Source organism: Defluviitalea phaphyphila (assembly GCF_001466305.1).
In the GTDB taxonomy this organism is placed as follows: Bacteria; Bacillota; Clostridia; order Lachnospirales; family Defluviitaleaceae; genus Defluviitalea_A; species Defluviitalea_A phaphyphila.
The window spans coordinates 23,764-38,609 of the sequence record NZ_JWID01000007.1; the positions used below are offsets into that span (position 1 = coordinate 23,764).

Consider the following 14,846-nt stretch of genomic DNA (forward strand, 5'->3'; position numbering starts at 1 on the left):
AAGTTTTTGTAATGATATTTGTTAAAAAGGTAATAATTTTGTTAAATAAAATTTAGGAGGAACATTATGAATCACGAGCTTATTATAGTATTGGACTTTGGAGGACAGTATAATCAGCTTATAGCTAGAAGAGTAAGAGAAGCCAATGTATATTGTGAAGTACTTCCTTATGATACTTCTCTTAATAAAATAAAAGAAAAAAAGCCTAAAGGAATAATTTTTACAGGAGGACCTAGCGTAGTTTATGAAGAAAAAGCGCCTATGGTAGAAAAAGAGTTATTTAATTTAGGAATACCAATATTGGGAATTTGCTATGGTTCTCAACTTATGGGGTATATACTAGGAGGAAAAGTTGCTAAAGCCGAACAAAGGGAGTATGGAAAAACAGATATTAATATTTGCACAAACAATCCGTTATTTAAAAATGTAGAAGAAAAAACTACTTGTTGGATGAGCCATACTTATTATATTAGTGAACCTCCAGAAGGATTTGAAGTAATAGCTAAGACTAATACTTGTCCAGTGGCAGCTATGGCAGATATAAAAAGAAATTTATATGGAGTTCAGTTTCACCCAGAAGTTATGCATACTCCAGAAGGAATTAAAATAATTAAAAACTTTTTATATAATGTATGTAATTGTAGTGGAGATTGGATTATGAAAGATTTTGCAGAAGAATCTATAAAAAAATTAAAAGAAAAAATAGGGAATAAAAAAGTGCTTTGTGCTTTATCAGGAGGAGTAGATTCTTCTGTTGCAGCAGTATTAATTCATAAAGCAGTAGGTAAACAATTGACTTGTATTTTTGTAGATCACGGACTTCTAAGAAAAAATGAAGGAGACGAAGTAGAAAAGGTATTTAAAGAAGAATTTGATATGAATCTTATTCGTGTCAATGCTCAAGATAGATTTTTAAAAAGATTAGAAAAAGTAACAGATCCTGAAACAAAAAGAAAGATAATTGGAGAAGAATTTATAAGAGTATTTGAAGCTGAAGCTAAAAAAATAGGAACAGTAGATTTCTTAGTTCAAGGAACAATTTATCCAGATGTTATAGAAAGTGGAACAAAAAATGCTGCAGTAATAAAAAGCCATCATAACGTAGGGGGGCTTCCTGATTATGTAGATTTCAAAGAGATAATAGAACCTTTAAGAGATCTTTTTAAGGATGAAGTAAGAAATCTAGGTCGTGCATTAGGAATTCCAGAATTTTTAGTATCAAGACAACCTTTTCCAGGTCCAGGACTTGCAATTCGTATTATAGGAGATATAACAAGAGAAAAAATAGCTATTCTTCAAGAAGCAGATTATATATACAGAGAAGAAATAAAAAATGCAGGTTTAGATAAAGAAATAGGACAATACTTTGCAGTACTTACAAATCTACGTTCAGTAGGAGTAATGGGAGATGAAAGAACTTATAGTTATACTATAGCTCTTCGTGGAGTATCAACAACAGATTTTATGACAGCAGATTGGGCTAGAATACCCCATGATGTATTAGCAAAAATATCAAATAGAATTGTAAATGAAGTAGAACATGTAAATAGAGTAGTATATGATATTACAAGTAAGCCACCAGCAACTATAGAGTGGGAGTAATTAATGAGTTAAATCTTCTTATCAATTTGATAAGAAGGTTTTTTATTATAACTAAATAGTGCTTTTTAAAAAAAGAGAATTAGTTCTATGAATTTGCAGTAATTTATATTTATTGAACATAATAAGAAAGGATGAATATTATGTTAAAGTTTATTCAATACATAAAAAATAAGTTAACTAAAGGATATAAAAGATGCTATATTATTCATTCAAATACTAGTGGTAAATTTTATATTTGTAGAGTATTAAATATATACGACAGTGAAGAAGAAGCAATAGATAATTTAACTAATTTATTAAATCATAACATAAATGAAGAATGCTTATTAAGTAATTTTAGTAAAAGACAAGAATTATAAATATTTTATTTAGAATTTTTATTTTTATAATTATTTTGATTAAATTATATTTTTATAAAATTTTAATTTTATTTTTTGTTGTAAATTTTTAAAATATTATCTATAATATGATAAAATATTAGTAATTCCTTGAGTAACTTTTGTAAAAGTATTTGTTTATATAAAATAATTTTATTAGAAAAGAGTGAATTTTAATGGCGAAAAAATTATTTTGTGAACTAAATCCCATAACATATAAAATATCTGTTTTTAAAGGAATTTTCTTTAGAAAATTAAAATGGTTAATGAATAGAAATATATATGCAAAGGAGTTTAAAAAAAGGAAGTTACCTATAAAAGTGTATGAGCATAAATCACTAATAAGAAGAAAATTCGAGGGTGTAGATATGAGACTTCAGGAAAATAAAGCAGTAAATTTGGCTTTAGCAGTTCCTAAGATTAATGGTATTATTATTAAACCTAAAGAAGTGTTTTCATTTTGGAAGTTAGTAGGCTCCTGTACTAAGTTAAAAGGGTATAAAGATGGATTAATAATAAAAGCTGGGAAAGTAGACCACGGAATAGGTGGAGGAATGTGTCAATTTACTAATTTAATTCACTGGATGATATTGCATAGTCCTCTGACAATTATAGAACATCATCATCATGATAATATAGATATGTTTCCAGATTATGAAAGGAAAGTTCCCTTTGGTACGGGCACTTCTATTATGTATAATTATTTAGATTATCAGTTTATTAATAATACTAATCAAACATTTCAGTTAATTATATATACTACAGATAAATATCTTTGTGGAGAATTAAGAACGGATAAAGAATTAGATCATTTTTATCACATAGTAGAAGAAAACAGTTATTTTACAAAAGAAGGTGATGAGTATTATAGAAATAATGAAATATATAGAATAGAAATAGATAAAAAACAGGAAAATATCTTAGTAAAACCTTACTAATAAAAAATCATGCCCAAGTTCTTTATGATAAAAAATATATACCAGTTGATGTGATTAGACATTAATAATAAATTTGATGTATAGACAAATAGATCTATACTATTTTATAATATAGTGAATAATATATAAAATAATTCAAATCATAGAAGTGATAATACATAATATAGGAGGAACTTAAATGGAAAATAAAGAATTAGCAGCTATGATAGATCATACTATGTTAAAGCCAGACGCTAAGGAAGAAGATATAAAAAAATTATGTGAGGAAGCTATGGAATATGGATTTGCTACAGTATGTGTCAATCCTTGTTATGTGCCCATGGCAAAACATTTGCTTAGAGATAGTGATGTTGGAATTACAACTGTAATAGGATTTCCTTTAGGAGCTACTGCTAGTAATATAAAAGCAGCAGAAGCAGTAGATGCCATTGAAAATGGAGCTACAGATGTGGATATGGTAATTAATATAGGGGCATTAAAAGATAAAAAATATGATTATGTAAGAGATGATATAAAAACAGTAGTAGAAGCAGTTAATAAAAGAGCTATAGTTAAAGTTATTATAGAAACTTATTTTTTAACTGATGAAGAAAAAGAAAAAGCTTGTCTTTTAGCAAAGGAAGCAGGAGCAGATTTCGTAAAAACTTCTACAGGATTTTTAGGAGGAGGAGCAACAAAACATGATATAGAGTTGATGAGAAAAACTGTAGGAGATGTTATGGGAGTAAAGGCATCTGGAGGAGTAAGAACTAGAAAAGATGCGGAAATTCTTATTAAGGCAGGTGCTACTCGTATAGGAGCGTCAGCTTCAGTAGCAATTATAAATGGAGAAACAGGAAGTGGAAATTATTAATACCGAACATTTAAATAAAAAATATATATAAAGTTCGAAAAAAGTTGTTGACAAAAAACTATTTAATCTGATAAAATTAGTTCGTAAAAATTAATAGTAAAATTGAACGAAGGTTATTCACTTATATAAATCTAGAAATATGGTCTAGATGTTTCTACCGACAACCGTAAATTGTCTGGCTATGAGTGAAACGAATAGCTTATATAATTCTAATTCTGCAGGATTAGTGTGTTCGTTTCCTCATTTTGAGGGAGCGAATTTTTTATTTGAAACAAGCTATTTGACTTTTTATCTAAATTATTTAAGGAGGATATTAAAAATGACACAAGCAGGTAAAGGACCTCAAAGTAATAGTTTACTAGAAAAAGTGTTTAAACTCAGTCAGAATAACACGGATGTAAAAACAGAATTTATAGCTGGACTTACAACATTTATGACAATGGCTTATATTTTAGCTGTAAACCCAATTCTACTAGGGGACCCAAATGTAGGAATGGATAAAGGAGCATTATTTACTGCTACTGCTTTAGCAGCAATTATTGGAACATTAGTAATGGGATTTTTAGCAAATTATCCTTTTGCTTTAGCTCCAGGTATGGGACTTAATGCATATTTTGTATATACTGTATGTTTAAAGATGGGGTATAGTTGGAAAGTAGCTTTAGCAGCAGTATTTGTTGAGGGTATTATATTTATTCTTTTAACTTTCTTTAATGTACGAGAAGCAATTTTTAATGCTATTCCACAATCTATGAAACATGCAGTAGGAGCAGGGATTGGTTTATTTATCACATTTATCGGATTACAAAATGCAAAAATTATTGTTGATTCAGCAACTCTTGTAGAATTAGGGGATGTAACAGATGTAGTGCCATTCTTAGCTATAGTAGGAACTATTATTACAGGAATATTAGTTGTTAAAAAAGTAAAAGGGTCAATACTTATTGGGATTTTTACAACTTATGTATTAGGAATTATTGCAGAGTTAACAGGTTGGTATGTAGTTGACCCAGAAGCAGGAATGCTTAGTTTAATTCCTTCTAGTCTTTTTTCAGGACCACCAAGTATAGCACCTATTGCTTTTAAGCTTGATTTAAGTCAAATAGTATCTGTAAACTTTTTAATAGTTGTTTTTGCTTTCTTATTTGTTGATTTATTTGATACATTAGGAACTTTAATAGGAGTATCAAGTCAAGCTAACATGTTAGATAAGGATGGAAAACTTCCAAAGATTAAACAAGCTCTTTTTGCAGATGCAATAGCTACAACTGCTGGAGCATTACTTGGAACTTCCACAACAACTACTTATGTAGAAAGTGCTGCTGGAGTTGCAGAAGGAGGAAGAACAGGATTAACTGCTGTAGTTACAGCTATATTCTTTGGTATTGCTTTGTTATTTTCTCCTATCTTCTTAGCAGTACCAGGTTTTGCAACAGCACCAGCTCTTATTATAGTAGGTTTTATGATGATGCAATCTGTAAGTAAAATAGATTTTACAGATGCTAGAGAAGGAATTCCAGCATTTTTAACATTAGTTATGATGCCTTTAGCATATAGTATTTCAGAAGGTATTGTATTTGGTACAATATCCTATGTATTTATCAATGCTGTAACAGGAAAAGCAAAAAAAGTACATCCATTGATGTATGTTTTAGCTGTTGTGTTTATTTTAAAATTTATTGTTTCTAAATAAAAAAATTAGATTTCTTTGTATGACTGGCGGAAGTGGGGAAACCACAGGGAGTACAAAGAAAAAATGCCGACCGCCTGGGCAAATAGATAATAAAAATCTATTGCTTCAGGTGGTTTTTTTAATACAAAAATATATTAATACTATTTTATATAATATAAATTGAAAGGAGTTTGAAAATGAGAAGAGCATTAATTAGTGTTTCTGACAAGACTGGTATTGTAGAATTTGCAAAAAAGATTAATGACTTAGGTTTTGAAATCATTTCAACAGGAGGAACAGCTAAAGTTATAGCTGATGCAGGAATTAAAGTTATTGGTATTTCTGAAATTACTGGATTTCCAGAATGTTTAGATGGAAGGGTAAAGACACTTCATCCTAATATTCATGCAGGACTTCTTGCTATTAGAGATAATAAAGAACATATGGAACAATTAAATAAGTTGAATATTGATACAATTGATTTAGTAGTTGTTAATTTATATCCTTTCAAACAAACCATATTAAAAGATAATGTAACATTAGAAGAAGCTATTGAAAATATAGATATAGGTGGTCCTACAATGATTAGAGCTGCTGCAAAAAATTATCAAGATGTTACTGTTATAGTAGATCCGAAAGATTATGATAAGGTATTAGAAGAATTAAATGAAAAAGGAGAAGTTTCAAAGGAAACAAAATTCTATTTAGCATCTAAAGTATTTGAACATACAGCTAGTTATGATACTCTTATAGCTAATTATCTTAGAAAGCAAAGAAAAGATGAAAGTTTTCCTGATACTATAAGCCTTACTTTTGAAAAAGTACAAGATATGAGATATGGAGAAAATCCTCATCAAAAAGCTGCTTTTTATAAGGAAATAGGTAAAAATGAAGGATGTTTAAGTTCTGCTATACAACTTCATGGTAAGGAGCTTTCTTTTAATAATATTAATGATACGAATGGAGCCTTAGAGCTTCTTAAAGAATTTGAAGAGCCAACCGTAGTAGCTTGTAAACATGCAAATCCTTGTGGAGTAGGAAGTTCAAAAGATATATATAGTGCATATATGAAAGCTTATAGTGCGGATCCAGTATCTATATTTGGAGGAATAGTAGTATCAAACGGTGAAATTGATGAAAAAACAGCCATGGAAATAAATAAAATTTTTATAGAAATTATAGTTGCTCCATCTTATACGGAAAGTGCATTAAAAATTTTAAAACAAAAGAAAAATATTCGTATTCTTAAACTGGATAATATTAGAACAAAGCAGCCTAAAGGAGCTTATGATATTAAAAAAGTAGCAGGAGGCTTACTTATTCAAGATGTAGATAACGTACTTCTTCCAGAAAAAGAATTAGAAGTAGTTACAAAAAGAAAGCCTACAGAAAAAGAAATGGAAGACTTATTATTTGCTTGGAAAGTAGTAAAATATGCAAAGTCCAATGGTATAGCAATTGCTAAAAATAAACAATCTTTAGGAGTAGGTCCAGGACAAGTAAATAGAATTTGGGCTTGTAAACAAGCTATAGACCATTGTAAAGAACATCTTGGTGAGGATATGTTAAAAGAAGCTGCTCTTGCTTCAGACGCTTTTTTCCCATTTTCTGATTGTGTAGAAGAGGCAGCAAAAGCTGGAATTACAGCTATAATTCAACCAGGAGGTTCTATAAGAGATAAGGAGTCTATAGAAGCTTGTGACAAATATGGAATTGCTATGGTATTTACAGGAATGAGACATTTTAGACATTAACAATAAAAAAAGTGCCAATTTTGATTATAAACATCAAAATTGGCACTTTTTTATTGTTAAATTAATTTGCTTAAGATAAAAATAGTACAATGTTTTACAAATAATTTTAATGTATGAAATATTTTAGGACTATTTTATTTATAAAAATGATTTTACATTTATATCATTTTAATAAAATGTATAAAAAACTATTGCAAAATGAAAAATATATTGTATAATGATTATAAGATTATAATTTATAATTTATAAATAGTAATAAATTTACAATAATTTTTATATAATATTACTTAATAACGAGAGGTGATAGATAAAAATATTAATAGAATATAAATAAAAAGTTTAGAAAATGTTTTACAAAGAAATAAAAGGGTAAAACCTTTTATATAAAAAACTTTAATTAATTTAAACAGGGGGAAATTAAAATGAAAACTTTAAAAAGAATTTTAGTTTCAGCAACAATAATATCTATATTAATGACTGCAATAGTAGGATGTAGTAATAGCACGACTAGTAATGATACATCTACTAACAGTACAGGGAATGAAACAAATGAAACAGATTCAGCAAAAAACGAATTTCCAGAAAAGACTATAGAAATTATCGTTCCTTTTGGTGCTGGTGGGGGTGCAGATATTTCTGTACGTAATTTAGCCAAATATGCAGAAAAAGAATTAGGACAAACAATTATAATAAATAATGTTACTGGAGGAAGTGGTACTGTAGGGTTAACTCAATTATCACAAGCGAAAGCAGATGGTTATAAATTAGGATACTTTGCAAGTACTAATTCTAATGATAATTTATTATTTGAAGGTATTACTTATGATGTAGATTCTTTTAAACCCATTATTATTTTTTCAGCAGACCCTCATATTATCGTAGCAAGTAAAAAATCTGGAATAACTAACATGGAAGAATTAAAAGCAAAGGCTGCTGAAAATGAAGAGTCAGTTTCTCTTGGTTTAGGTGGTGCTTGGACTAGTCACGATTTTTTAAGAATGTCATTAGAAGAAGAGTTAGATGTTAAATTTAAACGTGTAGTTTATCAAGGTGGTGCAGGAGCAGTAACAGCAGTTGCCAATGGAGATTGTGATGTAGCGGTACCTTTTGTATCTGAAGCTATAGCTCAGATTGAAGCAGGAAATATTGTGCCTATTGCTATAACTAGTGATGAACGATTTGAATTAGTTCCTGATATTCCAACAATTAAGGAGCAAGGATTTGATTATACTCATGTTATGTGGAGAGCAATTGTTGCTCCAGCAGGAACTCCAGATGAAGTTGTTGAAATTTTAGCTGATGCTTTTGAAGCTGCATACGAAAATCCAGAATATCAAGAAGCAGCAAAAGAATCAGGTGTATTTTCTAAATTGATGGTAGGAGAAGAACTTGACAATTTTTATTTAGTAAATCATGAGAAGTATAGGAGAATGATTGAAAGCGGCATAGAATAAATACATAATATTATATTTTATTTACTAATTACTAAAAAATAGAAAATAAAAAGATTATTCATAAACTACTTGCTTATTTATGATAGGGGAAATTATTTATGGTTAATTTTAAGAAACTTTCAGTTGATATTATTATTAGCATTAGTATTTTTTTAATATTAATTGCTTTTGCTTTAAATTTTGGGGGGATGCCAGCTGAAGCAAAGGGATACCCCATTTTTCTTATTACTTGTTCTGCTATTTTAAATCTTTTTTACCTTTATAGGTCAATTAAAAACTACAAAAAAAATGAAAATAAGACAATTAAAAAAGATATAAGTAAGTTTTATAAAAAAATTTTTATATATATTATCATGATAGGTATTTACATATTTGTTATAGATAAAATAGGTTATATTATATCAACAATATTATTTATAATTATTTCACTATTATTTTTAAAAGTAAGAAATAAAGTTGTCTTAATTTTACTACCTATTATTACAACAGCATTGATGTACTTTTTATTTACTAAGTTCTTAATGGTAATATTACCTTCAGGAATATGGTTATTCTGATCAACTCAGATAGGAGTGTTTAATTTGTTTGAAAGTATTTTATTAGGGATTAGTAATGTATTTGAACCTTTTAATTTATTAATGTGCATTGTTGGTTTATTTATTGGGGTTTTATTTGGAGCATTACCAGGCTTTTCGGCTACAATGGGAGTTGCAGTATTTATACCTTTTTCTTATGTAATGGAACCGGAAGCAGCCATGTTATTATTAGCAGGTATTTATTGTGGTGGAGTATATGGTGGTACTATTCCTGCTATTTTAATAGGGATACCAGGAACACCAGCTTCTGCACCTACTGCTTTAGAAGGGCAGGCTATGACTAAAAAAGGAGAGTCAGGTAAAAGTTTACTTCTTGCAACTATAGGTTCAACAATTGGAGGAGTAATTAGTTCCTTAGCATTATTGTTTGGAGCTCCAGCTCTTGCAATTATTGCAATGAAAGTGGGGTCTCCAGAACAAGCTATGGTTGCAATATTTGGATTAAGTGTTGTATGTATGTTGTCTTATGATAACATGTTAAAAGGATTATTAGTAGGATTTATTAGTTTAGTAGTAGCGACTATTGGACAAGACCCTGTTATGGGATATCCTCGCTTTACATTTGGTATGTACCAACTAATAGGCGGTATTGATGTAGTATCTGTTTTAATTGGTATATTTTCTATTCCACAAGTGCTTATTATGTTGGAAAATCTCAATAAAGATGATAATAAAGTTAATAAATTAAGTAAGTTAAAAATTACAGCAAAAGATATTACAAGTAATATTGTGAATTTTATTCGTTCTTCTATTATAGGAGTAGCTATAGGTATTATTCCTGCCGCTGGACCAGATATTGCTTCATTTTTTTCTTATAATGAAGCGAAGAAAGCTTCAAAAAGTCCCGAAAAATTTGGGAACGGATCAGAAGAAGGGATTATTGCTTCAGAAACTGCAAATAATGCAGTTACTGGTGGTTCTCTTATACCACTTTTAACATTGGCTATTCCAGGAAGTGCTCCTGCTGCACTTTTTTTAGGGGCTATGATAATTCATGGACTTCGTCCAGGTCCCTTATTATTTACTCAAAATGCTAAAGAAATTTATACATTATTAGTAGGATTTCTTGTTATCAATATATGTATGTTTTTTGTTGGGTATATTTATTGTAAAATGGCAGGGAAAATTCTTTTAATACCTAATGCTATATTATGTACTATTATAGTAGTATTAGCTACAGTAGGTTCATTTTCAATTAATCAAAATATATTTGATGTTATTGTTATGTATATTTCAGGAATTATTGGATATATAATGGTGAAGAATGATTTCCCAACTTCACCAGTGGCTTTGGCACTACTTTTAGGTCCTATTTTGGAAGAAAATTTAGTACAAGTAAAAACACTTTTTGGCGATAATTTATTAATATTATTTACTCGTCCTTTATTTACAATATTCTTTTGTTTTACAATATTTTCTTACGCATTTCCATTTATAAAAAATATGAAAAGAAAAAAGATTGTTGAAAGGTAGAAGTTATATGGATAAAAAAGCGATATTTGCAAGTCGTATGCTTTTAGGGAAAGAATTAGATATTAAAGAAAATTGGTGTATACTTATTAAAGGGGAAACAATTATAGATATATTACCTCAATCTTCATTATCAAACATGGAATATGAGGGCTGGGAAATTATTGATTTAGGAAATGTCACTTTAATGCCTGGTATGATAGATTGTCATAATCATCTGGCTTTAGACGCAAGATTAAAAAATCATCTTGAAATGATGAATAAAAGTGCTGTTGAATTGACTTTATTAGGAGTTAATTCGGCACAAGATGATTTAATGTCTGGAGTAACTACTGCACGTTATATGGGAGACCGATTTTACATGGATATTATTTTTAGAAGAGAGATTGAATTGGGAAATTTAATTGGTCCTCATATTTTGGCTTCTGGTATAGGGATGAGAGCTTTACATGGACATGGATATGTAGGAATGCCATTTACAGGAGTAGATGAATTTAGGAAAGCTACTCGTGAAAATATGGCGCAAGGTGTAGATTTATTAAAAATTTTTGTTACTGGAGGAACATTACCAGAAAAAGGGGAATACATTCCTTGTTATATGACGTTAGAAGAAATAAGTACAGTGGTAAAAGAAGGAAGAGCTTTGGGATTAAAAACTTCAGCACATTGTATTGGTGGACAAGGACTTAAAAATTGTATAAAGGCTGGAGTAGATATAATAGAACATGCATATGCAATAACAGAAGAAGAAGTAGAATTAATAAAAAAAGAAGATCGTTGGATTGATTTAACTCCCGGTATATTTATGGATGAAAGTCGTGAACAATTTTTATCTCCTAAAAGTGCAGAAAAAATAAGGAAACAACGAAATCAAGTAATAGAATGTTTAAAACGTGTGATAAAAGGTAATGTAAAATTTACTTTAGGGTCAGATGCTTATCATACTTATTTGTATAGAGAAGTAGAATATGCAGTAGAATTAGGAGCGGATTCTAAAAAAGCTATTCAGGGCGTTACTAGCAATGCGGCTTTAATGCTTGGAATAGAAACAGAAACTGGAAGTTTAAGCAAAGGATTAAGGGCAGATATTATAGCTGTGGAAGGAAATCCGTTAGAAGATGTCTCTCTTTTATCAAAAGTAAAATTTGTAATGAAATCAGGAAAAATTTTTAAAAATATAGTTAAGAACGGTATATAAAAATTATCAATACAAATATATAAAATAAGTTTAAGTATTATTAAAAATTAAAAAGTCGTCGATTTTGAGTGTTTTAATCAAAATCGACGATTTTTGATAAGAAATAATTTAGGAGGTATTATAAAAAGTGTTAATTTTGATTTAAAGCTTCTTTAATACCATTTAATAAAATAGAAAATGTTTCTGGTGCTTCTTCAAAAGGAGTAATATCTAGTACTTGTTTTTTAGTAATTTCTTTATTTAAGTAGGCCATAGTAGGCTCAACAAGAGGATACATATTTGCCATATCTTCATTAAAGTCTTTTAATGCAACAGATTTAATTTTATTGTCTTCAATTATGACGGAAACATTAAAGTTTGCATAATCTAATTCTATGGGACTAGTGTAAACTCCTGCTTCATACATTGCAGCGGTGTGTTTTTGGTGAGGAATAAATTGGAAAATAAGTATAAGAAGTAGGATAAATCCAATAATAGCAAATAAAGATGTATAAAGAACTTCCTTTAATTTAAAAACAACTATTTTAGTAGAAGACATATAAAGCCTCCTTTATATTAGTAATTACAATGTTATATATATGAAGAAATTTTTAAAATATGTGTTAAAAATACTAAATAATAAAATTATTTTATATTTTTAAATTAGATATTATGAATTTTTTTCTATAGATAAAATATCTTCAATTGTGTCTTTAATAAGTTCATTAATTTTTTTGAAGTTCATATTTGGGATATAATATTTTTCCATTTCATCATGAGCTTTTTTTGCTTCCTTAATTATGACAATTGCTTTTTGTAAAAGGTCATCAAATAATTTTATATCTCTGTCAATTTCAGATTTAAGATGTTTATACATTGCTTTATTAAAGAAAGAAGTAAAGTCAAGTATATTAGTAGGAGATACACAAGCTTTATGATAATTATTAACTACTGTAATAGCAGTATCAAGTTCTGGGATAATAATATCTTCTATCTTATCTATATCGATAGGAGAATGATAACATTCTACATTTAAACCTCTTATTAAAGCTTCTTTATATATTTTCTTCATTATACTTTTTGCAGAAGAACCGGGAGAATCTTTAATCATATATATTTTTTTTGTATTTCCTATTATAGTATTAAGATATTCAACTAATCCATTAGGAGTTATAGCTGCTCCAAACAAATGTCTATCTTTTCCTAATTTTTTTGCTATAGGATAATCTTTATATATTGAATTTATAATATTATTAGCCTTAAAATTAGCTTTTGCTTCATCGAAAGCCAAGTTTTCTGTATTAGCTGCTGATTTATATATTACATAGGAAGCTTTTAAATAATTGTATGCTTTTTGAAATAATCTCCCTATTTCTTTATTAATATTCATTATTTTGTCTTTATTTTCACGAATTTTTTCTTCATTCCAATAATCTCCTAGGTTTAAAATCTTATCTATTGCTCCAGGATTAATAGGGTCGACAACATGAGGAGATGTTCCATCTAAAATAGCTACTTTAAGTTTTGGAATGACTAGTCCATCTAAAGAATTATTGTCAGATGAACAATGATGATGTTCTAAGTCATATCCTAAGTTAAAAAAATATTCACTTATTTTTTTCATAAATGAAGATTTTCCTACTCCAGGTCCTCCTTTAATTATAATAATTTTATTAGCTTCTTCTTGGAATAAAATATTATCATAAAATGATACAAATCCTTTTGGAGTATTTCCTCCAGGGAAAACATGTTTTATTATTGCTTTATTTTCCTTCATATATTTCTTTGTTCCTCCATAATTTAAACCTTACTTAATATTTATGTTTAATAAAAATTTTTATGTAAAAAATATATATTTAAAAAATTAGATAATTACAAAAAATAAATTCAAAATATTAATATTTATAAATAAAAATTCCTGCATTAATACATCATGAAAAATGTTGTAATACATAACATGTTATATATTACAACATTTTTCCAAAATATGAGAAGGAATTAATTGAACTTCATCCAATTTTGAGATTAAGCCTTAATCTATCTGCTATAAGAGCAATAAATTCACTATTAGTTGGTTTTCCTTTATTATTGTTAATAGTATAACTAAATAGTTTATGCATTGTATCAACACTACCACGGTTACAAGCTACTTCGATAGCATGTCTAATAGCTCTTTCTACACGACTTGAAGTTGTATTAAATTTTTTAGCAATAGAAGGATATAACTCTTTTGTAATACTATTTAAAATATCCATATTATTTACAGCCATAGTTATTGCATAACGAAGATAATGATAGCCTCTTATATTTGCAGGGACTCCTATTTCACGAAGTATATATGTAACTTCACTTTCTAATTGGTATGGATTAGGTTTTATAAAAGAATTAGCATTTTCTAAGCTTTGGGAATGTTTTTCAGTTATTTTAGATATAGGAGAAAGATTAGTTAATTGTCTGATTCTAAGCATTAATGTTTCCATATCAAAAGGTTTAGCAATATAGTATTCAGCTCCTAGTCGTAAAGCTTTTTGTGTAACTCTGTCTTGATTGACTGCAGATAACATAATACATACAGGTGATTTTGATATAGAAGAAGAATGAAGTTTTTCTAGTACACCTAATCCATCTAAACGAGGCATTATAGTATCTAATATGACAACATCAGGCTTTTTTTCTACAATCATATCATAAGCTTCTAATCCATCTTTAGCCACGCCTATAACCTTCATATCGTTTTGCTTTTTAAAATAATCCTTAAGTATTTCGCAGAATTCCTTATTATCATCTGCAAGTAAAACATTAATACAATTTTTCACAATATATCCCCTTTCTAATTTGTCATTTAAAGTTTTTTGAATAAATAAATATAGTAATAGATGTAAAAACATAGCACGAAAAACAACTGTTACAATAATGAATTATACCATAAATGTAAAAAAATTCAATTAAAAAA

13 protein-coding genes and 2 riboswitches are annotated in these 14,846 nt (G+C 28.4%); of the genes, 10 read left to right on the forward strand and 3 right to left on the reverse strand.

Annotated elements, in window-relative coordinates; translation table 11 throughout:
- Positions 1-66 precede the first annotated feature (66 nt).
- From guaA to OM90_RS06560, 10 genes are all read left to right on the forward strand, one after another.
- Positions 67-1,602, forward strand: a complete 1,536-nt coding sequence (gene guaA / locus OM90_RS06515) for a glutamine-hydrolyzing GMP synthase (RefSeq protein ID WP_058486095.1) — start codon at positions 67-69, stop codon at positions 1,600-1,602.
- Between the two features lie 140 nt (positions 1,603-1,742).
- Positions 1,743-1,961: a hypothetical protein gene (locus OM90_RS06520; RefSeq protein ID WP_058486096.1), complete on the forward strand. Its 219-nt coding sequence runs from the start codon at positions 1,743-1,745 to the stop codon at positions 1,959-1,961.
- Between the two features lie 194 nt (positions 1,962-2,155).
- Positions 2,156-2,917, forward strand: coding sequence for a VanW family protein (locus tag OM90_RS06525; RefSeq protein WP_242860872.1), 762 nt, complete (start codon positions 2,156-2,158; stop codon positions 2,915-2,917).
- A 178-nt stretch (positions 2,918-3,095) separates the two neighbouring features.
- Positions 3,096-3,770, forward strand: coding sequence for a deoxyribose-phosphate aldolase (deoC, locus tag OM90_RS06530; protein WP_058486097.1), 675 nt, complete (start codon positions 3,096-3,098; stop codon positions 3,768-3,770).
- Between the two features lie 101 nt (positions 3,771-3,871).
- A riboswitch (purine riboswitch) is annotated at positions 3,872-3,972 on the forward strand.
- Positions 3,973-4,089: 117 nt separating this feature from the next.
- Positions 4,090-5,463: an NCS2 family permease gene (locus OM90_RS06535; RefSeq protein WP_058486098.1), complete on the forward strand. Its 1,374-nt coding sequence runs from the start codon at positions 4,090-4,092 to the stop codon at positions 5,461-5,463.
- A 9-nt stretch (positions 5,464-5,472) separates the two neighbouring features.
- Positions 5,473-5,550: riboswitch (ZMP/ZTP riboswitch) on the forward strand.
- An 89-nt stretch (positions 5,551-5,639) separates the two neighbouring features.
- Complete coding sequence (purH, locus tag OM90_RS06540; RefSeq protein WP_058486099.1) at positions 5,640-7,196, forward strand: bifunctional phosphoribosylaminoimidazolecarboxamide formyltransferase/IMP cyclohydrolase; 1,557 nt, start codon at positions 5,640-5,642, stop codon at positions 7,194-7,196.
- A 422-nt stretch (positions 7,197-7,618) separates the two neighbouring features.
- Positions 7,619-8,650: a tripartite tricarboxylate transporter substrate binding protein gene (locus tag OM90_RS06545; protein WP_058486100.1), complete on the forward strand. Its 1,032-nt coding sequence runs from the start codon at positions 7,619-7,621 to the stop codon at positions 8,648-8,650.
- 98 nt (positions 8,651-8,748) lie between these two features.
- Positions 8,749-9,207 carry a tripartite tricarboxylate transporter TctB family protein gene (locus tag OM90_RS06550; RefSeq protein ID WP_058486101.1) on the forward strand — a complete coding sequence of 153 codons (459 nt, stop codon included), beginning with the start codon at positions 8,749-8,751 and terminating at the stop codon, positions 9,205-9,207.
- A gap of 24 nt (positions 9,208-9,231) precedes the next feature.
- A complete protein-coding gene (locus OM90_RS06555) occupies positions 9,232-10,719 on the forward strand; it encodes a tripartite tricarboxylate transporter permease (protein WP_064505511.1) in 1,488 nt (495 codons plus the stop codon).
- Between the two features lie 7 nt (positions 10,720-10,726).
- A complete protein-coding gene (locus tag OM90_RS06560) occupies positions 10,727-11,914 on the forward strand; it encodes an amidohydrolase family protein (protein ID WP_058486103.1) in 1,188 nt (395 codons plus the stop codon).
- Between the two features lie 130 nt (positions 11,915-12,044).
- On the opposite strand, the gene OM90_RS06565 is transcribed toward OM90_RS06560, so the two are convergent.
- The 3 genes from OM90_RS06565 to spo0A form a co-directional block, all read right to left on the reverse strand.
- The gene (locus OM90_RS06565; protein ID WP_058486104.1) at positions 12,045-12,452 is read right to left on the reverse strand and encodes a hypothetical protein; all 408 of its coding nucleotides are present in this window, start codon (positions 12,450-12,452) and stop codon (positions 12,045-12,047) included.
- Positions 12,453-12,563: 111 nt separating this feature from the next.
- Positions 12,564-13,670, reverse strand: a complete 1,107-nt coding sequence (locus OM90_RS06570) for a hypothetical protein (protein ID WP_058486105.1) — start codon at positions 13,668-13,670, stop codon at positions 12,564-12,566.
- A 232-nt stretch (positions 13,671-13,902) separates the two neighbouring features.
- Positions 13,903-14,709 (reverse strand): sporulation transcription factor Spo0A, encoded by an 807-nt coding sequence (gene spo0A, locus OM90_RS06575; RefSeq protein WP_330381843.1) that lies wholly within the window; start codon positions 14,707-14,709, stop codon positions 13,903-13,905.
- Positions 14,710-14,846 lie beyond the last annotated feature (137 nt).